We start from the raw sequence: 20,341 nt of genomic DNA, 5'->3' as shown, positions 1-20,341 counted from the left end.
TGGCTCAGGCCAATGGAATTGCTGGCGAAAGAAAAATTCACGCACGCCGGCTGCAACCGACAACGTGATTTGGAGTTTTTGAGATGACCAAGATGCAAAAGACCTTGATGGCCACCGTCGCCGGTGCTTTCGCCCTCAGCATGGCCGCCACCGACGCCAAGGCCGACGCCCTGGCTTATGGTTCGTTCTCCATCAGCAATGCCCAGCTGATCCTCAACACCGATGCGGGTTCGACCCAGCTCGACCTGGGCAACATCATTCCGCTGACCCTGAACAACACCACGGAAGCCGCGGGCAGCATTCCCGGTATGAGCCACTCCACCTCCGACGGCTCCATGGCCTGTGTCGGTTCCTGCGGAAGCATCGCCGAGAACACCTTTGGTCAAGCGGCGACCGGCCCGACCTTCAGCCGCGCCGACACCGACCTGCAAGGGTCGCTGCTGGCCTATTTCGGTGCGCCGAGCGCGGTGAGCGCCTCGATCGTCAGCGAGACCTCCATGGGCGCGTCCATCCCGGCGGTTTCCGGTTCGGCCAATGCCGATACGGGCAACACGTCTCAGATGGTTTTCACCGCTCAGTCCAGCGGCACCCTGACCATGTCGTTCGACGCGACCATGAGCATGGTGGCCGACATCACCGGCGACCGGGCGCGTCCGGGTGAGCTGGCCCGCGTGACCTCGACCTTCGCCGTGACCCTGGTGGATTACTCCACCGGCGAGACCCTGATGAACTACAATCCGAGCGCCTTGAATGTGGGCACCGGTGGTTCTCTGCCGGTTATTGCGACCGCCTTCACCTCGCCGCTGGCGACCTACGATGTGGCGCTGACCCACTTTGAAACCACCTCCAGCCTTGCCCTGCAGCAGGGTCACCTGTATGCCTTCACCCTGACCCAGCAGGTCAACACCAACGCCACGGCCGTTCCGGAGCCCGCCTCCCTGGCCCTGATGGGCATTGGCCTGATCGGTCTGGGCGCCGCCCGTCGTCGGATGAACAAGGCCGCCTAACGGCCCCGCTTCTCCGCACCCAATTCAAAGGCCGGATGTGCAAACATCCGGCCTTTCTCGTTGTCAGGTTCAGGAGGCATCGTCGGGATTCTTGACAGTGTCGAAATTGAGGCCACGCACCCGGAAATCCGGATTTTTGCATGAGCCCGTGCTGTGAAATGTCATTCCAGAGCTAAAACCTATCCTAAAAGTGTAAACCAGGACCGTGACCTACGCGAAGAGAGTGTCAGGATCTTTTCCAGTTTGGTCTTGTGTTGGGGGGGTGTTGGGGGTCTGTTTTTCATTAATTCATTGAAATATAATAAGAAACGAAAACTGGCACGGGTCGTGCATTACTGTTGGTGTGGCTCAGGCCAATGGAATTGCTGGCGAAAGAAAAATTCACGCACGCCGGCTGCAACCGACAACGTGATTTGGAGTTTTTGAGATGACCAAGATGCAAAAGACCTTGATGGCCACCGTCGCCGGTGCTTTCGCCCTCAGCATGGCCGCCACCGACGCCAAGGCCGACGCCCTGGCTTATGGTTCGTTCTCCATCAGCAATGCCCAGCTGATCCTCAACACCGATGCGGGTTCGACCCAGCTCGACCTGGGCAACATCATTCCGCTGACCCTGAACAACACCACGGAAGCCGCGGGCAGCATTCCCGGTATGAGCCACTCCACCTCCGACGGCTCCATGGCCTGTGTCGGTTCCTGCGGAAGCATCGCCGAGAACACCTTTGGTCAAGCGGCGACCGGCCCGACCTTCAGCCGCGCCGACACCGACCTGCAAGGGTCGCTGCTGGCCTATTTCGGTGCGCCGAGCGCGGTGAGCGCCTCGATCGTCAGCGAGACCTCCATGGGCGCGTCCATCCCGGCGGTTTCCGGTTCGGCCAATGCCGATACGGGCAACACGTCTCAGATGGTTTTCACCGCTCAGTCCAGCGGCACCCTGACCATGTCGTTCGACGCGACCATGAGCATGGTGGCCGACATCACCGGCGACCGGGCGCGTCCGGGTGAGCTGGCCCGCGTGACCTCGACCTTCGCCGTGACCCTGGTGGATTACTCCACCGGCGAGACCCTGATGAACTACAATCCGAGCGCCTTGAATGTGGGCACCGGTGGTTCTCTGCCGGTTATTGCGACCGCCTTCACCTCGCCGCTGGCGACCTACGATGTGGCGCTGACCCACTTTGAAACCACCTCCAGCCTTGCCCTGCAGCAGGGTCACCTGTATGCCTTCACCCTGACCCAGCAGGTCAACACCAACGCCACGGCCGTTCCGGAGCCCGCCTCCCTGGCCCTGATGGGCATTGGCCTGATCGGTCTGGGCGCCGCCCGTCGTCGGATGAACAAGGCCGCCTAACGGCCCCGCTTCTCCGCACCCAATTCAAAGGCCGGATGTGCAAACATCCGGCCTTTCTCGTTGTGTCCGGTCAGGATGAGAGCGATTTTTTGATCGTATCCAAGGCGGCTTTCATGTCCCCCAGCAGGGGGTGACGGAACAGGATGACCCCGAGCAGCCATCCTGTGGCGGCGGCGGACACGGCGATGGCGAAATGGGCCAGATAGGTGTCATCGTTGTAGCCCAGGAATAAATAGACCACAGCCGGGCCGGCGATGCTGAGACCCGCGACGGCTAGACTGCGCCAGCAACTGAACAGCAACTCAAACGGCCCCAGTTGCAAATGACGGCGCAGGAAGTAAGCGTAAATCACAAAGCCCAGCAGATAGACGCCGATCAGGCTGGCGGCCACGGCTTCCAGTGAATGGAAGGCCGCAACGAAAATCGCCCCCACCCGAACCCCCTGAATGAGGGCCGTGGCGCGTAAATTGGCGCCCACATGTCCCAGAGCGACCAGCACATGGGTTCCCATGCCGAACAACGGCTTAATCAAGGTCGCGACACACAGGATCTGGACCAGAGGGATGGCGGCATCCCATTGCGGTCCGAACATGATCCGCATCACCGGCATGGTGGTGAGAATCAGGACACCGAAGAAGGGCCAGGCAAATATGGTCAGATACTCGACGGAGCGAACATAAGTCGCCTTGAGGTGTGTGCCTTCGCGATTCTTCGAAGAGAAGGCCGGGAGCATGACCGATTCGACGGCCTCCATGAACCGAATGTCGAACAGATTGATCAGCCCCAGGGCGCGACTGAGCAGACCGACGGCGGTGAAATCAATCAACCGGCCGATGATCAGGTCGTTGGAACTGTTGCCCAGGGTTTCGAAAATCCGCGCCACGCTGACTCTGCCGCCAAACGACAACACATGCCGCCAGTGCTTGAATCCGGGCAGGACCATGGCGGCATCCGGGCGGAACAACATCCCCAACAGCACATTGGCCAGAATTTGCGCCACCGAGGCCCAGGCCAGGCTGTAATAACCGAAGTCCATATAGGCCAGGGTCACCCCGACAGTCCCATGCACGATGGCCGACAGCACGTTAATCTTCAACAAGGCCCCAAAGTTCATGTCCCGGCGCAACAGGGCGAAGACGGGGGAACTGAACGGCAACAGCAGGAAATTGAGGCAGAGAATCTGGATGACTTCCTGGACACCGGCCTCATGGTAGAAGTCGGCCAGAAAACCACTGAACCCGTACAACAGGGCGGCCAGACTCCAGGCGGCGGCGGTGGTGATGCCCAGGGCCGTTTTAACGTGGTCGCGGGTCAGGTTGGGTTCCTGGATCAAATAGGAAACCACGCCGAAGTCTCTTATTGTATGGGCGATGGCGATCACCGCATAGCCGACTGAGAACACGCCGATTTCAGCGGGAGTCAACAACCGGGCCAATATGAGCACCGAGATGGTGCTGATGGCCGTGGCGCTGAATTTGCTCAGAAATGAGGTGGCGACCGCGCGACGAATGCTGCTGCTCATGAAATTCCCTTAAATCCAGGTGTCTGCGGAGGCGGGTCGCACAAAAACAGCGTCCCGAGGCCTTTCGGCCTCAGGAATACGATATTGGGGAATACTAGAAGGTTCTCGCGGTCGTGGAAAGCCTCGCTCTAGGCGGGACGATGGAACGATTGAGCGATTTTTTCCAACAGCAGTTGGAACTGTTGGACATCTTCGCCGGAATGGGCCTCGCCCTTGAGGCGCTGGGTCAACCCGTGCAGGTCGCGGAAAAGGTCGACCTTGTCCGCATGCTCCGTATCCACCACTCGCCGTCCCAGATCCTCGGCTATGGTCGCCATCTCCCTCATTTTGTGGTTGAGGAGGTCGCCGTGCAAACCGGCTTCCAACATGGGCAGGACGGTACCTGAAATTTCGGCGATCTTCTCCACGTGACGCTGGATTTTTTCCCCGTTGACCCAGGTCAACATGGATTGGATATCCAGCCGCAACTGGTTGACTTCGTAAGCCCCGGTGGCCTTGGCTTTGAGAGAATTAGGCACTTTCATCGGCACGACCCTGGACTCGCCACCGCGCGGCTTGGCGCGGCGTTCCGGGCCGGTATAATCGCTGGTCACCACGAAGGGCTTGCGATTTTCGATCAGGCCAAGCAGGCGCTTGAGAATCTGGGCCGGAGATACCGGTTGCAGCAGAACGTCATCCACGCCCGCCTGAATCCAGGCCATGATCTCTTCCGGTTGTGGCGCATCAAGCAGCACCATGATGACCATGAACGGGTTATCACCCAGGCGATGGTTGCGGATATCCTTGATCCGCTCCACGACAGCGTCGCCTTCGAGCTTGCAGTCGACAATCAACAAGTCGGGCATGGTGGCCTTCAGATGCTCCAGAAGGGCCTCCTCACTGGAAAGTCCTTGGATCTCCTTGACCCCTTCGCGGTTGAGGATTCCGTAAATGGTGCGCCGGATTTCCGTGTTGCCGACCCCCAAGGCGCTTTGCACCCGTTGCATCTGGTAATTCTTGCCGGAAACCGAGCTACTCCATGTCACGACTGAATTCAGGACATGTCCTTTTGCTGGATGCGGGTTTGGGCTTTTCTGGAGCATGATGGACCTCTCGGGTTCTGCCTAGGTACCATTATAACACCCGCCGAACCGGGGCCTGTGCGCTGGGTCACAGCACAGTAAAATTTATTTCGAAATAGAAATAAAATATGGCGAAGGACAGACATATTCGGCAGAAAACCTACGATTTCCGAGAGGCAATCACATTTGAGTGATCGGAATCTGAAGGCTGTTTCCCCTTCTCTTTGAGGGAGGGGGCGCGTCCTTGAAGCCGTCCGAGGTCGGAATCGCCTCAGCTCGACGAGCGTTCGTAGGCTTCCAGCAGTTTCCACATGATGATGGGGATCTGGCGCAAGATGTCGGAGGGGATTTCCAGAACGACGACCGGGGATTTGACCTTGAAGGTGGTCGGGCGGGGCGGTTGCGAAATAATGGATTCGCCGCCCATGAAGTCGCCGGCCTTGAGGGTGGTGACCGGCAGGGTGCCGATCATGCATTCCGCTTCGCCGGACTTGACCACGAACAGCGATCCGGCGTGGGCCTCGACGGTGGCGCCGATCGTGTCATAGGTATGGACGATGGTCCGTTCGGCGATGGTGTTGTGGGTGCTGTAGGATACTTCCTCGCCGAACAGCCATGTGCCCTGGAGGAAGGTACGGGTTTCGTGCAGCCGCTCGATGCGATCATGGAAATCGTTCTGATGCACGAAATCGGCATACATAGTGCCCGGGATGCGCAGGGCCTGGACGAAACTGGCGGTGCGGTAGGTGGCGTTGCAGGGCAGCCCGTGCAGGCCGGAATACTCCCCGACCAGAGTGCCTGCCGACAGCGGATAAGCGGTCGGCGAGTCCGACTTGATCATCTCCACGATGCCCGACAGGATGAGCAGGATTTCCGTGTTCTGCTCGCCCTCGCGCATGATGATGGTGCCCGGGTTGAGGGTGAACAATTGGTTGTTCATGATGTTGCGCATGGTATGGCGCACGGCGTCAGGAAAATAGGCGCGCAGATATTCGAAGGCGGTGCGCCGGGAGATGTCCGTATGGTCGGGAATCAGAATGTGGGTGATCCCAAACGGCGCGTCGGAACCGATCTCCTTTTGCCGTGACGTCAGGTCCAGGGAGGTATGGGACAGGATGATCATGTCCGAGGGATCGTCCTTGAAATCCTCCGCCGTGCCGTGGATCAGACCGCCGCCGATATCAATTTTCTTGATGTTGGCCGGATGCAGATAGTCGGTCTTGGTTTTTTGCAGCATTTCCAGGGAGATGCCGATTTCCTGGCCGTCCTTGCGCACCATGCCTTCGAGAATGTTGAAGGAAGAAATGTCGGCGAAATGGGCGTAGGAGCGATGCCCTTCCTCGCCCAGGGTGCGGAACAAGAACAGATTGGTTTCCACCGGATGCGGGGAATGCAGGGGCATGACTTCCATGCCCTCCACGTCGTTCCACTGGTCGAACTTCAGATCAACCACCTCGAAGAAATCGCCAAAGCGTTCCTCGGAGATTCCCAGCAGGGCGGTCAGTTTCTTGGTCACCGAATGACGCACCAACGGCGTGGCGTAATATTTCATCCTGAAACCGGACTGGATCAAGGTGGTGATGCCGGCGAAGTGGTCGTCATGGGAATGAGTGTGGAAAATACCCTTGATCTCGTTGGTGCCGATGCCCAGCGCGGTCAGGCTGTGCAGCAGATTCGGTCCGGCGTCGATGAGATATATATAGCCCTGATACATGAGAATGCTGGCGGTACAGGGCCGGTTGACATCCCAGCCGTCGCCGTCGCCGGAATGGATGATCCCGAAATGCTCGCGCTTGATCTCGTGAAAGCCCATGCGGTAGGGCGGGCGGTAGCGTTCGTCCTCCTTCAGGGTCAGGTCGACAGTGACCTTTTCCTTTTTGTAGGCGAACTCGAAGACGTTGAAGGAAATGCGACGGACCGTCACCCCATTGCGGATTTCCACCGGATCGACGCCGACACAGCGGTGATCCAACAATTCCGAGGAGTCTCGGATTTTGCCAAAAGCGAACTTCAGCTTGAGGTTCATCATGTCACTGGCCTCAGCGGGCGTCATGCCCGCCTGTTCCAGTTCCTCGGTGGAGATCAGGCCGTAGTTGCCGCGGAAGATGTATTCCATCTGCGCCTGAACCTGACGTTCAGAACCCAGCAGGATCGGACGGATGCCCCGATTGTTGGGGTGGTTGGGCAGAATCATGCCCTGACGATAGAGCATCTGAAGCACCGGGAATTCCGCCAGATTGGCGAAATGGCCGTTCTGAATCATGGCGTCGGAAAGCAGAATGGCGTTGGGGCCGGATTCGAACTTCACCCCATCGCGCTCCATCGGCACGATCAGGCCACGCAGCATCAGATGTTTGACGCTGTCGGCCGGAGAGCCGCAGAGCACATAGAGACCCGCCTCAGGAACCTCTATCCAATGAACTCCAGTGGAGACCTGAATTTTTCGCAGAGACGCCATTCGTTCACTTCTCTAGTTCACGACAACAACCACGCCACGGCGGGATATGCCGTAACACATTGGAACAATTCTAACTTATAAGACCCACACTGTCGCATTAAAGGACCATCAATGGTTCCTGACAACCCCTAACAAACACCAAAGAGCTTAATATTTGGTGGCTTTCGGATGAATTGCATGGAGAAAATATGTTGCAGTCCCATATTCGGGGCTCTTCAAGGGATACAGGCCACGATCTCAGCGGCCAAGTGCGGAATTTCCAGCCATTATTCCGACTGGAAAAAAGTGCGAAATCGGCCCGGTATGCCTCAAAAAAACGTTGATTGCGGAGAGTCTTAATTAGAGGAACGTAATTTTCGTGGTGCGCGGGCCGTTGCTTCTGGTATGGTGCCAGTCCGTTGCGCATCGTCCAGTGGGGGGGATGCCACGACCAGCAAAACTAAAGCAGGGGGAATAACCATGTCCACTTTGGTCCCGCCGCATGGCGGTGGAGAGCTCAATCCGTTGTTGATGCCGGAAGTCGAACGCGCCTCCGAGAAAGCGCGTGCCGCAGGCCTCAAAAAGGTGCCCATGAGCAGCAAGGAAACGTCTGACGTCCTGATGTTCGCCATGGGAGCTTACACACCGCTGAACGGCTTCATGAACAAGGCCGACTGGAAAGGCGTCTGCGCCGAAATGAAAATGGCCAATGGCCTGTTCTGGCCGATCCCGATCACCCTTTCCGCCGACAAGGCGCTGGCCGACAGCATCGGCGAAGAAGAGGAAGTCGCTCTGGTCGATGAGGAAACCGGTCTGGTCATGGCGATCATGCAGGTCTCCGAGAAGTACGAATTGACCGATGCCGACAAGGCGTTCGAATGCCAGCATGTCTATACCACCACCGATCCCGAGCACCCTGGCGTGCAGAAAGTCATGGGACAGAAGCCGGTCAATCTGGCCGGTCGGGTGATGGTCGTTGACGAAGGGGACTTTCCGGCCAAGTATGGCGATCTGTACATGCGCCCCGCCGAATCCCGGGCCGCCTTCGCCGAGAAGGGCTGGTCCAAGGTCGCCGCCTTCCAGACTCGCAACCCGATGCACCGTTCGCACGAGCATCTGGCCAAGATCGCGGTCGAAGTCACCGACGGCGTGTTCATCCATCAGGTGTTGGGCAAACTGAAGGCGGGCGACATTCCGGCCGAGACCCGCACCAAGGCCATTCAGGCGATGATCGACAACTACTTCGTCAAGGGCACCGTGATTCAGGCCGGGTATCCGATCGAAATGCGCTATGCCGGTCCGCGCGAGGCGCTGATCCATGCGTTGATCCGTCAGAACTTCGGCTGCTCGCATCTGATCGTCGGTCGCGATCATGCCGGTGTGGGCGACTACTATGGCCCGTTCGATGCCCAGCACATCTTCGATACGCTGTGGGACGGCGCTCTGGTGACCGGCGCTCTGAAGATCGACATCACCTTCTACTGCAACAAGTGCATGGGCATGGCCACGGCCAAGACCTGCCCGCACGACAAGTCCAACCATGTGTCCATCTCCGGTACCAAACAGCGTGAAATGCTGGCCGCCGGTCAGGACATTCCGCCCGAATTCTCGCGGCCGGAAGTGGTGAAGATCCTGCAAGAATATTATGCCGGTTTGAAGTAAGTCCGGTATTTTCCGACAAGGAGGGGGAGAGGCTCAGGCGTCTCCCCCTTTTTCATGCCTCTGACAGGGATTCCTCGCCGTTGAACCGGCGCACGAACTCTTCGAAATCCTGTGGTGGCAGGGGGCGGCTGAAAAAATAGCCCTGGATATGGTCGCAGTTCCTGGCGCGCAGGTAGGCCACGGTTTCGGCGCGCTCGGCTCCCTCGGCTACCACCGTCATGCCGAGACCATGGGACATGGTGATGATGGCCTCTACCAGGGCGGCATCGGCCGGGTCTTCCGCCGCTTCGTCGATGAAGCTGCGGTCGATTTTCACCACATCGAACGGGTAGCGCTTGAGGTAACTGAGCGACGAATAGCCGGTGCCGAAATCGTCGATGGACAGGTGCAGGCCCAGGTCGTGCAGGGCATGCAGAACCCCGGCGCTGCCGCTGGTGTCTTCCAGAATGACCGTCTCGGTGATTTCCAGGGTCAGGAACCCCGGGTCCAGTCCAATGCGTTCCAGAATATGACTGACCCGATCCTCGAATTTGTCCAGGCGGCATTGTTTCGATGAAATGTTGACCGAGACGCGGCCGATGGGCAGTCCGGTGTCCTGCCAACTCTTGATCTGGCTGCACGCGGTCCACAGCACCCATTCGCCGATTTGGGTAATCAGGCCGGTTTCCTCGGCCAGCGGTATGAACTCGGCCGGGTTCATGGGGCCTTTTTCCGGATGGGTCCAGCGCAGCAGGGCTTCCGCCCCGGACACCAGGTTGGCTTTCAAATCGACGATGGGCTGGTAAACCACCGACAGTTCCTCGGCCCCCAGGGCGTGACGCAGGGCGTTTTCCATCTCCAGGCGGACCCGGACCTTCTCGTCGATATCGCCGGTGAAGAAGCGGAAGGCGTTGCGCCCCCCCGCCTTGGCTCGATACATGGCCGAATCGGCGTTTTTCAGCAGGGTTTCCAGATCCTCCGCATCGTCGGGATACACGGTGATGCCGATGCTGCCGGAGATGAAGACATCGGTGTTGTCAATGAGGAACATGGTCGAGAGTTCCTCAAGGATCTTGCTGGCCACCCGTTCCACGTCCCGGGTATGGTTGATTTGCGAGAGGATGACGGTGAATTCGTCGCCGCCGAGGCGGGCCACCGTATCCGATTCGCGAACACATTTGACCAACCGCGCCGCCGCCTGCTGCAAAAGCTGGTCCCCGGCGGCATGACCGAGGGTATCGTTGACCCATTTGAAACGGTCCAGATCAATGAACATCAAGGCCAGCCGGAAACCGCCACGGCGGGCCTGGATCATGGCACTGTGCAGCCGGTCGAGGAACAAAGTGCGGTTGGGCAATTCGGTCAGGGCGTCGAAATTGGCCTGATGGCGGATCACCTCTTCGGCCTGTTTGCGCTTGGTGATGTCGCTGAACAGGGCCACGTATTCGATGATGTTTCCCTGTGGGTCGCGGATGGCCGAGATGGTCATCCATTCGGCATAGATCTCGCCGTTCTTGCGGCGATTCCAGATTTCGCCTTCCCAATGCCCTGTTTCAACAAGGGTCTCCCACATCTGCCGGAAAAACGGGGCGTCATGGCGGCCGGAGTTGAGCAGGCTGGGGTTCCTGCCGAGCACTTCCTCGGCCGACCACTGCGTAATCCGGGAAAAGGCCGGGTTGACGGCGGTGATGCGGTTTTCGCCATCGGTCACCATGATCGCTTCGGCGGAATTTTCAAACACCGCCGCCGACAGGCGCAGGCTTTCCTCGGCTTTCTTGCGTTCGGTGATGTCGGTGATAAAGGCGAAAAACGAGGTCGGGGTCTTGGGATCATCAACCAACGAAGTGGCGCTGAAACGGGTGTGGACCGTCCGTCCGTTGGAGGCATGCAAGGCCAGTTCGAATGAGGCTTGACGATCGCGGTTCAGGCGGGCCAGTTGGGTGGCGAGATGGAGCCTGTCCTCCGGGCTGACAAAATCGGCAAGAGGATGACCCAGCAGCTTTTCCTCCTCGCAATCCAGCATGCGACAGAGGGCCGAGTTGACTTCCTCGGTATGGCCTTCGGGGGTGAAGCGCCAATAGCCCTCGGCCGCCGTGTCGATGATCGTACGATAGAGCCGTTCGCTGGCTTGCAGCGCCTGATTGGCCTGGACGCGGTCCTCTACGTCCTCGAAAATGATGATGGTACCCTGACCGGGATCGTCCGCCTGCACGGCCCGGCTGATCAGGCGGCACCAGAACAGGTTGCCGTCCTGTCGGCGCAGTCGCAATTCGGCGCGATAGCTCCGGTTGACCACATGCAGCCGTTCCGCCTCCTGGACCATGGCCCGATAGGCATCTGGGCCGGAGAACAATTGAGCGACCGGCAGATTCTCCGCCGGAGCGGCCCCGAGCCGGAACAGAAACCGGAACCGGTTGTTGGACCATTGGACGGTATCCCCAACGACCCGGGCGATGCCCACCGAGGCATTTTGCAGAATGGCCTCGCGTTCCGAGGCTATCTGGTTGAGGTGTTCCTGGGTCTCTATGGTCTGCGTGACGTCGGAATAGATCCCCACGATGCCGCCGCCGGGAGTGGCGTGCTCGCTGATCTGCACCCATTGCCCGTTGGGCAACTCCTGCAAATAGCGTTCGGCATGGGTCCGGTGGCGTTGCGTCCGCTCGTCGATCCACTGGTCGCGCTCCGCCTCCTGAGACAGCATGAGAGCTTGCTCCCGGATGATATCGGCGAAGGAGGTGCCTGGAACGAGCAGCGGTTCTGTAGTGGGAAAAAGTTTGCGGTAGTTGTCGTTGCAGAGGACAAAACGATCCTCCGAATCCCACACCACCAGGGCCTCGCCAACGCTGTTGACCGCCTCCGACAGGAGGGTTTCCGCCGTGGAAGCCCGGTTTTCACTGTCCCGCACGGCGCTTTCACTGCGCTGGCGTTCGATGGCGTAGCGCAGGGCGCGGGCGATCAGCCGACCATCGCCATCGCCCTTGACCAGAAAGTCCTGCGCCCCTTTCTGCATGGCTTCCATGGCGAATTTTTCGTCATCGAGTCCGGTCAGCACGACGATCGGCAGATCGGGGGCTTGGGCGATGACTTTTTCGAGGGTGGCGTGACCCTGGGAATCGGGCAGGGAAAGATCCAGCAGAACCACATCGAAGGAGTCCCGGGCCAGATGTTCCAACGCCAGGGCCAGGGTTTGCACATGCACGAAACGAAACGCCTCGCGCCCCCCCCTGGGACTCCTGGACCAGGATTTCGACCAGACGGGCATCCCCCAGATGGTCCTCGACCAGCAGGACTTGAATGGTTTTTGATGTCACGACGTCCCGTATCCCTGCCACACCCGAATTCCACAACAAAGTAAGCGATATCCGAGAATTGGCCTAGCCCGAAAAATCCGCCCTGTCCGTAACAGGCGACAGGACGGGGGGAATTCTCAGTATTTGACAGGCCTTCGGAGGCTCGTATATTGGAGAGATCGAATATATGCGTCTTCGCATCCGTCGCTTCCAGGACCGTATTCATGGGAGCATCGAAACAGGGAGAGCGCGATGCCCACTTTTGTCCATACCGAGAAATGCGATGGGTGCCGGGGGGCCGAAGTTTCCGCCTGCATGTCCATCTGCCCGAACGATCTGATGAAGCTCGATACGGGGCGGATGAAGGCTTTCAATCAGGAGCCCGAGCAGTGCTGGGAATGCCAGTGCTGCGTCAAGGCCTGCCCGCAGCAGGCGATCGAGGTCCGGGCCTGTCAGGATGTGGTGCCGATGGGGGGCGCCTGCATTCCGCTGCGCACTGACAATGCCATCATGTGGACCATCAAGTTCCGCGATGGCGAGGTCAAGCGCTTCAAGTTCCCGGTGCGGACCACGGCGGTCGGCTCCATCGACCCCTATGGCCACAAGCCGCTGGCGGGCAACCTGGACGACCAGTTGTTCTTCACCGAGGTTGGCAAGACTCTGCCGACCCCGGCGTAAGCGGTTCCGAGAATGGAGGAAGACCACATGGCGGGCACCTTCGGAGATCCTGAAGTCATTGAAGTCAAAACCGACATCCTGATTGTCGGAGGCGGCATGGCGGCTTGTGGCGCGGCTTACGAGGCCGTGCGCTGGGCCCCCGAGGGGCTGAAGATCACCCTGGTCGACAAGGCCGCGATGGATCGTTCCGGCGCCGTCGCCATGGGTCTGTCAGCCATCAATACTTATCTCGGCGACAAGGATCCGGCGGATTACGCCCGCATGGTCTCGGCGGATCTGATGGGGATCACCCGGGACGATCTGGTCTATGACGTCGGTCGTCATGTGGATGACAGCGTGCACCTATTCGAGGAATGGGGCCTGCCGATCTGGAAAGACAAGTCCACCGAAGGTATTCCGCTGAAAGAGGGCGGCAAACCTGTCCGTTCCGGCAAGTGGCAGATCATGATCAACGGCGAAGGGTACAAGACCATCGTCGCCGAGGCCGCCAAGAAGGCGCTGGGGATCGAGAACATCATGGAACGGGTGTTCATCGTGAAGTACATCCTCGATGCCAAGGAAGAAAACCGCATCGCCGGGGCGGTCGGATTTTCGGTGCGCGAGCACAAGCTGTATGTTTTCAGAGCCAATGCCATCCTGAACGTGGCGGGCGGCTGCGTGAATATCTTCCGCCCGCGCTCCCTGGGTGAAGGCAATGGCCGGACCTGGTATCCGGTATGGAATGCCGGTTCCACTTACGCCATGGCGGCGGAAGTGGGGGCCGAGCTGACCATGATGGAAAACCGTTTCGTGCCGGCCCGTTTCAAGGACGGTTATGGCCCGGTGGGGGCTTGGTTCCTGCTGTTCAAGTCGCAGGCCACCAACGGCTACGGCGAGGACTATCTGAAAAAGAATGCCGATATGCTGGCCGATTACGCCCCCTACGACAAGTCCTACCCGACCTGTCTGCGTAATCACGCCATGCTCAAGGAGTTGAAGGAAGGACGCGGCCCGATCTATATCGACACGCCGACCGCCATGAGCAAGCTGGCCGAAACCATGACCCCGCAAGAGATCAAACATCTCGAAGCCGAGGCCTGGGAGGATTTCCTGGACATGTGCATCGCGCAGGCCGGTGTCTGGGCGGGCATGAACATCCGCCCGGAGCAGTCCAAGTCCGAACTGATGCCGACCGAGCCCTATCTGCTGGGGTCGCACTCCGGGTGCTGCGGCATCTGGGTTTCCGGTCCGGAAGATATCGCGCCGCCCGAATGGCAGTGGGGGTACAACCGCATGACCACCGTGAAGGGCCTGTTCACCGCCGGGGACGGCGTCGGCGCTTCCGGGCACAAGTTCTCCTCCGGCTCCCATGCCGAGGGCCGGATTGCCGGTAAGGCCATGGTGAAGTTCTGCCGTGACCATGCCGGATACACGCCTGCCTTCCTCAAGAGCGCCACGGATATGGCCGAGGAAATCTATCAGCCGGTGCGCAACTACATCGAGCACAAGGACAAGACCACCGACGAGGACGTCAACCCCTTCTACATTACCCCGAAGATGTTCCAGATGCGGTTGCAGAAGTACATGGACGAGTATGTGGCCGGTGTGGCGACCTACTACCAGACCAACGGCGAAATGCTGAAGGTCGGTTTGCAGCATCTCACCTGGCTGCGGGAAGATGCCAAGAACCTGCGCGGCAAGGATCTACACGAATTGATGCGGGCCTGGGAAAATTACCACCGTCTGTGGGCGGCGGAAGCGCACCTGCGGCACATCCAGTTTCGTGAAGAGACCCGTTACCCGGGCTTCTATTACCGGACCGACCATCTGCCGCTCGATGACGCGAACTGGAAGTGCTTCGTCAACTCGCGCCATGACCCGCTGACCGGCGAATGGGAGATGAAAAAGGTCCCGCACAGGGATCTGGTCGAGAAGCCCTGAGCGGACCGGGGTCTTCCATGAGCGAAGCCGACGGACACCCGATCCAGCCGACCCGGTTGAAGACTGAAGACCGCTTTTGTTTCTCCTGCCACCCTGCGGTGAGCTGCTGGAACAATTGCTGTCACGGGTCCGACATCACTCTGACGCCGGGCGATGTCCTGCGCCTGTCCAAACGACTGATGATGCGCCCGAGCGCGTTTGTGGAAAAATATACGCTGCCCGCCCTGTGGCCCAAGGCCGAACTGCCGGTGGTCAAACTGCGCATGGGCGGCGAGGACGGCCGGGGAGCCTGTGTGTTCCTGCGCGAGAGCGGCTGTTCGATCTATAAGGCACGTCCCGAAACCTGCCGCCTGTATCCCCTCGGACTAGCCTCGGCCAAGATGACGGACGAGGCGCAACAGGTGGATTTCCACTTCCTGATCCAGGAAACCCATTGCCAGGGCCACAAGGCGGCGCGTGAACTGTCGGTCGAGGCCTATCGGATCGAACAGGAGGTGGGGGCCTATGCCGATATTGATCGGGCCTGGATTGATATCCTTATGAAGATGGTCTCCTGGAACGGGGTGGGCGGGGTGAATGGCAAGGCAACCCCGACGCCCACCAAGCGCATGTTCTACACAGTGGCCACCGATCCCGATGCCTTCCGGCGCTTTGTCTTCGAGACCAGATTCCTGCAAACCTACGCGGTGGACGAAGGCATCCTCGACATTCTGAAACGCGACGACCGGGCGCTGATGCGGCTCGGATTCGACTGGATGAACAACGTGCTGTTCAATGAGCCGACCCTTTCCCTCAGGCCCGAGGTGTTGCAGGCGGCGACGGCCAAGGCGCGCGAGGACTACGGCGCCATGTAGACGGTGCTTCCCCCCCCCTGTCGGCCATTGCGGCGGGGATTTGACGAAAATCAATACCTATCGGTTTTTTTTCTTGGCATACTGCCCGGACGTTTTGGACCCTCGAACGGATCTTGCCCCATGCCCCCTATTCCCTTGACCGAACCGAAACCGGATAGCGGGCCAATTCTGTTGCGTGGCGGCTTCCGATTGTTTTTTCCGCTGGCGGCCCTCTATGCCGTGGTGGCGCTGTCGCTGTGGATATTGATTCTCTCTGGAACGGTGAGCCTGCCCCTGGCGTTCGATCCCATTGACTGGCACATCCATGAGATGCTGTTCGGGTTCATCGGCGCGGCGGTGGCCGGTTTTCTGCTCACTGCGGTGCCCAACTGGACCGGCCTGGCTCCGGTTGCAGGCTGGAAGCTGGCCCTGCTGGGGTTGTTATGGCTGGTCGGACGGCTGGCGGTGACCTTCGGCCAGGGGCTGGAATGGTGGCTGGTGGCGGTGCTCGACCTGGGATTTCCGGTACTGCTGGTCTGGCTGATTGCGCGGGCAGTGATTGTGAGCGACAACAGCCGGAATTACTTGGTCGTGCTGGTCCTGTGCCTGTTTCCCGCCGGTTTGCTGTTCTTCCATCTCAATGGCGGGGTGCATATGGCATTGGGGCAGCGGCTGGGCCTCTACAGCATCATCTTTCTATTGAGCATCGTCGGGGGGCGGGTGGTGCCCAACTTCACCGGAAATTGGCTGGCCCGCTACGGCGGCCCCAATGTCCGCCCCTTCGGCACCATCGACATGCTGGCCCTCGGGACGACGTTCCTTGGTGCGCTGCACGACATGGCCTTGAGCGACCATCCGTTGGGCCATTGGCTGCTTGTTTTTGCCGGGCTGCTGCACCTGTTGCGGCTGTCCGGTTGGCAGGGCTGGCGCGCGTTGTCGGAACCGATCGTCTGGGTGCTGCATCTGGGCTATCTGTGGCTGGCCGTGGGGCTGATCTTCCTCGGCCTCTCGGGGGTGTTCGAGCAGGTGCCGCGGGCCGGGGCGATCCATGCTCTGACCGCCGGGGCCATGGCGACCATGATCATCGCCATCATGAGCCGGGCCATCCTGGGCCACAGCGGGCGCGAGATCCGGGCGGCGCGGTTTACCGTCTTCGCCTATGTTCTGCTGTCCATCGGCACCATCCTGCGGATCATGACCGCCTGGATGCCGGAACTGCTGCATGCGTCTGCCGGGGTCTGGATGCTGGCTTTCGTGTTGTTCCTGGTGGTCTATATGCCGGTGGTGACGCAGCCCCGGGCGGAATAAACTACTTCCTTCGCGACTCGCAGGAGATTCTTCCCATGACGACTGACGACAAGAACCCGGACGACCTGAGCCAGAAGGCCTATGCGCGGGCCTTTGAACTGGATGCCAAATACGGCTGTTGTCCGCAATGCGTCCTGACGGCGGTGGCCGAAACCATCGGCGGCGTGTCCGATGAAACCATCAAGGCCAGCCACGGTCTTTCCGGCGGTGGCGGGCTGATGGGGCAGGGGGCCTGTGGCGCCCTGTCCGGCGGTTTGATGGCCCTCTCGACCCGCAAGGGACGGGAGGCGGACAAGCTGGACAAGGGGCGCGGCATGGCCAACTTCAATGCCGGTCGCAAGCTGACCGAACGTTTCGTAGCAGAATTCGGCGGGGTGACCTGCGAGGATCTGCAAAAGCAATTCAGCGGCCGCACCTGGGATTTCTGGAAGCCGGAGGAATACAAGGGGTTCTCCGATGCCCGCGCCGACCGCTGTGCCCACGCCACCGCCACCGTCACCAAATGGGTGGTCGAGATGGTGGGCGACAAGAGCTGACCGCAACCGGACACAAATGACGAAACCGCCGCGCCCCGGGGGCGGGCGGTTCAGTGATTCTGTGGGGAAAACAGGGCCCGAGGGCCGTGCCGTCTAGAAGCCTTCGCGTTCGACGCGCTTGCGTTCCAGCTTGCGGGCGCGGCGGACGGCCTCGGCCTTTTCGCGCGCCTTCTTCTCCGACGGCTTCTCGTAGGAACGACGAAGCTTCATTTCACGGAAGATGCCTTCACGCTGCATCTTTTTCTTCAGCGCCTTCAGGGCCTGATCGACGTTGTTGTCGCGAACGATAACCTGCACGGTTTCCCAACTCCTTACGCGGAATGTCTATGGTCAATATAAGCCCACCCGTCCACAGGAATGGGGACGCGAAGGAGGGCGTTGTCTAGCACAAGCCATTCCGCTTGTGAAGGAAAACCTCGGCATTTGACCCAATTGATTCTCTCAGCCATATTCTAGGCATGGCTATCTTGAAAATCGCTCGCATGGGGCACCCCGTTCTGACCCGCATCGCCGATCCCATCGCTGATCCGATGGCACCGGAAGTGGCCGATTTGGTCGATGACATGATTGATACCCTGGCCGAGGCGGGCGGGGTCGGACTGGCCGCCCCGCAGGTCCATGTGCCGTGGCGGCTGGTGATTTTTCACGTGCCAGCGGCTCGCGCCGAGGATGGGGTGGCGGTGCCGCTGACGGTCTTGATCAATCCCGTAATCACGCCGCTCGGCGAAGCGCAACAGGAAGACTGGGAAGGCTGTCTGTCGCTTCCGGGGTTCAATGGCCGGGTGCCGCGCTGGACCGCGATCCGCTATGCCGGAGTCGGCCCGGACGGTCAGCCGATCGAGCGCGAGGCGCAAGGTTTTCATGCCCGGGTCGTGCAGCATGAATGTGATCATTTGGATGGGCGATTATATCCCATGCGCATGCGGGACTTGAGCCAGTTCGGATTCAGCGAGGAAATTTTGCGGCCTCGGCAGCTACAGGAGACTTCCCATGACTCGTGACATGACGGACATGTTGGCGATTCGCGACGATATCGTCGAGGCCATGTTGCCGCATGTGCTGTTCGACGGCTGGTCCTCGCGTAGCATGGCGGCGGCGGTGGGCGATCTGAAACTGGACCCGAGCCTGACCCTGCGTGCCTTTCCCGGAGGACTGGTGGAGGCGGTGGAACATTACTGCGACTGGCTCGACCGCCGCATGATGCTCGAACTGGAGACCCGCGACCTGGTCAATATGCGCATTCGTGACCGCATCGCTACGGCGGTTCGGGTGCGTCTGGAACTGGTCGCCCCGCACCGGGAATCGGTACGGCGAATCGTCGCTTTTCTGTCTTTGCCGCCCCATGCCATGCTGGCCGCCAAATGCACCTACCGGGCAGTGGACAATATGTGGTACGCCGCCGGAGACACGGCGACCGACTGGAATTTCTACACCAAGCGGGGCCTGTTGGCCGGGATCTATACTTCGACCCTGCTCTATTGGCTGGGCGATTCCTCGGAAGGTTCCGAGGATACCTGGGGCTTTCTGGCCCGGCGGATCGACGAGGTGCTGCGGCTGCCGAAGTTGCAGACGCAGGCGATGAAATCCCTGGGGCGGTTGGTCAATCCCTTGAAGGCCTTCCGTTTGCGGCGGCGGCGCGGCTTCGGCGGGCGGCGGAGTTTCAGCCGCGGCGTTTGAGCCAGGTCACATGACCCATCTTGCGGCCCGGGCGGGCCTCCGCCTTGCCATACAGGTGCAGCTTGGCAGAGGGGTCATGGAGCAGCTTCAGCCACTCGTCGGCCTGATCTCCCAATAGATTGCGCATTTCCGCATCGGAATGACGGAGTGGGCTGCCCAGTGGGAGCCCGCAGACGGCGCGCACGAATTGTTCGAACTGGCTGGTGACGCAGGCATCAAGGGTCCAGTGGCCTGAATTATGCGGTCGCGGTGCCAACTCGTTGACCAGCAAGCGTCCGTCCCCGGTGACGAACATTTCCACCGCCAGCAGTCCGACCAGCCCCATGGCTTCGGCAATGTGATGGGCCATGCGCCGGGCCTCGCGGTCGGTCGCCTTGGAAAGGGCGGCCGGGGCGATGGTGCGGTCGAGGATATGGTGACGGTGAATGTTCTCCACCGGATCGAATGCCGCATGGGTGCCGTCGGGGCCGCGCGCGATGATCACCGAAATTTCCCGTTCAAAACCGACGAAACCTTCCAGAATGCCCTCGCTACCGCCCATTTCGGCCCAGGCCGCTTCGGCATCCTCGCCGCCGCGCAGCAACACCTGACCCTTGCCGTCGTAGCCCAGGCGGGTGGTCTTCAGTACGCTGGGGCATCCCAGTTCGTCGGCCGCCAGGGCCAGGGACGGTGGGCCGTCGATGCGCCGATAGGGGGTGGTGGGAATGCCGATGCGGTTGAGGAAATCCTTTTCGTCGATCCGATGCTGACAAATTTGCAGGCATTCCCAGTTCGGGCGGACGCAGACCCGCTCGGCCAGATGGCGCACCGATTCATGGGGAATGTTCTCGAACTCGAAGGTCACCACATCGACCGCTTGCGCGAAACGTTCCAGGGCGGCGAGGTCATTGAACGGCGCCATGGTGAGGGCGGTGGCGACCTGGGCCGCCGGTTCGTCCGGCGATTGGCAGAACACATGGCTGCGCAGGCCGAGACGGGCCGCCGCCAGGGCTGTCATGCGGCCCAACTGGCCGCCGCCGATGATTCCCAGGGTGCCGCCCGGAGGAACGGGCGTTGTCAGGTCAACAGGAGGTGCCATGG

General features: G+C 60.2%; 16 protein-coding genes. 10 read left to right on the top strand and 6 right to left on the bottom strand.

Features of this window, described 5'->3' with window-relative positions; all coding sequences use genetic code 11:
- Positions 1-83: 83 nt before the first annotated feature.
- Positions 84-1,007, top strand: a complete 924-nt coding sequence (locus ACYQ1P_RS15630; protein WP_460021271.1) for an EDSAP-1 family PEP-CTERM protein — start codon at positions 84-86, stop codon at positions 1,005-1,007.
- 427 nt (positions 1,008-1,434) lie between these two features.
- Positions 1,435-2,358 carry an EDSAP-1 family PEP-CTERM protein gene (locus ACYQ1P_RS15625; RefSeq protein WP_460021271.1) on the top strand — a complete coding sequence of 308 codons (924 nt, stop codon included), beginning with the start codon at positions 1,435-1,437 and terminating at the stop codon, positions 2,356-2,358.
- A 70-nt stretch (positions 2,359-2,428) separates the two neighbouring features.
- On the opposite strand, the gene ACYQ1P_RS15620 is transcribed toward ACYQ1P_RS15625, so the two are convergent.
- The 3 genes from ACYQ1P_RS15620 to ACYQ1P_RS15610 all read right to left on the bottom strand — a co-directional run bounded on the left by ACYQ1P_RS15620 (position 2,429) and on the right by ACYQ1P_RS15610 (position 7,399).
- A complete protein-coding gene (locus tag ACYQ1P_RS15620; RefSeq protein WP_460021270.1) occupies positions 2,429-3,880 on the bottom strand; it encodes a lipopolysaccharide biosynthesis protein in 1,452 nt (483 codons plus the stop codon).
- A 128-nt stretch (positions 3,881-4,008) separates the two neighbouring features.
- Complete coding sequence (locus tag ACYQ1P_RS15615; protein ID WP_460021269.1) at positions 4,009-4,905, bottom strand: response regulator; 897 nt, start codon at positions 4,903-4,905, stop codon at positions 4,009-4,011.
- Positions 4,906-5,212: 307 nt separating this feature from the next.
- On the bottom strand, positions 5,213-7,399 hold the full coding sequence (locus tag ACYQ1P_RS15610; protein WP_460021268.1) for a cyclic nucleotide-binding domain-containing protein: 2,187 nt from the start codon (positions 7,397-7,399) through the stop codon (positions 5,213-5,215).
- A 459-nt stretch (positions 7,400-7,858) separates the two neighbouring features.
- On the opposite strand from ACYQ1P_RS15610, the gene sat reads away from it, so the two are divergent.
- Positions 7,859-9,040 (top strand): sulfate adenylyltransferase, encoded by a 1,182-nt coding sequence (gene sat, locus ACYQ1P_RS15605; protein WP_460021267.1) that lies wholly within the window; start codon positions 7,859-7,861, stop codon positions 9,038-9,040.
- Between the two features lie 52 nt (positions 9,041-9,092).
- Here sat and ACYQ1P_RS15600 read toward each other — a convergent pair whose 3' ends face one another.
- Positions 9,093-12,218 carry an EAL domain-containing protein gene (locus ACYQ1P_RS15600; protein WP_460021266.1) on the bottom strand — a complete coding sequence of 1,042 codons (3,126 nt, stop codon included), beginning with the start codon at positions 12,216-12,218 and terminating at the stop codon, positions 9,093-9,095.
- 343 nt (positions 12,219-12,561) lie between these two features.
- Between ACYQ1P_RS15600 and aprB the strand changes: the two genes are divergently transcribed.
- From aprB to ACYQ1P_RS15575, 5 genes are all read left to right on the top strand, one after another.
- On the top strand, positions 12,562-12,987 hold the full coding sequence (aprB, locus tag ACYQ1P_RS15595; RefSeq protein ID WP_460021265.1) for an adenylyl-sulfate reductase subunit beta: 426 nt from the start codon (positions 12,562-12,564) through the stop codon (positions 12,985-12,987).
- A 27-nt stretch (positions 12,988-13,014) separates the two neighbouring features.
- The gene (gene aprA, locus ACYQ1P_RS15590) at positions 13,015-14,907 is read left to right on the top strand and encodes an adenylyl-sulfate reductase subunit alpha (RefSeq protein WP_460021264.1); all 1,893 of its coding nucleotides are present in this window, start codon (positions 13,015-13,017) and stop codon (positions 14,905-14,907) included.
- Positions 14,908-14,924: 17 nt separating this feature from the next.
- Positions 14,925-15,761, top strand: coding sequence for a YkgJ family cysteine cluster protein (locus ACYQ1P_RS15585; protein ID WP_460021263.1), 837 nt, complete (start codon positions 14,925-14,927; stop codon positions 15,759-15,761).
- A gap of 120 nt (positions 15,762-15,881) precedes the next feature.
- Entirely contained in the window at positions 15,882-17,048 is a 1,167-nt protein-coding gene (locus tag ACYQ1P_RS15580; protein ID WP_460021262.1) for an NnrS family protein, read from the top strand.
- 35 nt (positions 17,049-17,083) lie between these two features.
- Positions 17,084-17,584 (top strand): C-GCAxxG-C-C family protein, encoded by a 501-nt coding sequence (locus tag ACYQ1P_RS15575; protein ID WP_460021261.1) that lies wholly within the window; start codon positions 17,084-17,086, stop codon positions 17,582-17,584.
- A 93-nt stretch (positions 17,585-17,677) separates the two neighbouring features.
- Here the strand turns inward: ACYQ1P_RS15575 and rpsU are convergent, their stop codons facing one another.
- Positions 17,678-17,881, bottom strand: a complete 204-nt coding sequence (rpsU, locus tag ACYQ1P_RS15570; RefSeq protein WP_460021260.1) for a 30S ribosomal protein S21 — start codon at positions 17,879-17,881, stop codon at positions 17,678-17,680.
- 161 nt (positions 17,882-18,042) lie between these two features.
- On the opposite strand from rpsU, the gene def reads away from it, so the two are divergent.
- Together def and ACYQ1P_RS15560 are read left to right on the top strand one after the other, a co-directional pair.
- Entirely contained in the window at positions 18,043-18,585 is a 543-nt protein-coding gene (gene def / locus ACYQ1P_RS15565; protein ID WP_460021259.1) for a peptide deformylase, read from the top strand.
- Positions 18,575-19,261 (top strand): COQ9 family protein, encoded by a 687-nt coding sequence (locus tag ACYQ1P_RS15560; RefSeq protein WP_460021258.1) that lies wholly within the window; start codon positions 18,575-18,577, stop codon positions 19,259-19,261. Before def ends, ACYQ1P_RS15560 begins: the two co-directional genes overlap by 11 nt.
- Here ACYQ1P_RS15560 and ACYQ1P_RS15555 read toward each other — a convergent pair.
- Positions 19,245-20,339: a 5-(carboxyamino)imidazole ribonucleotide synthase gene (locus tag ACYQ1P_RS15555; RefSeq protein ID WP_460021257.1), complete on the bottom strand. Its 1,095-nt coding sequence runs from the start codon at positions 20,337-20,339 to the stop codon at positions 19,245-19,247. The two genes, ACYQ1P_RS15560 and ACYQ1P_RS15555, sit on opposite strands and share 17 nt — an antisense overlap.
- Between the last annotated feature and the right edge of the window lie 2 nt (positions 20,340-20,341).

Source organism: Magnetospira thiophila, from assembly GCF_054657015.1.
Note: the sequence above shows the minus strand (reverse complement) of the source record. Positions and strands in the feature narration are given on the sequence as shown.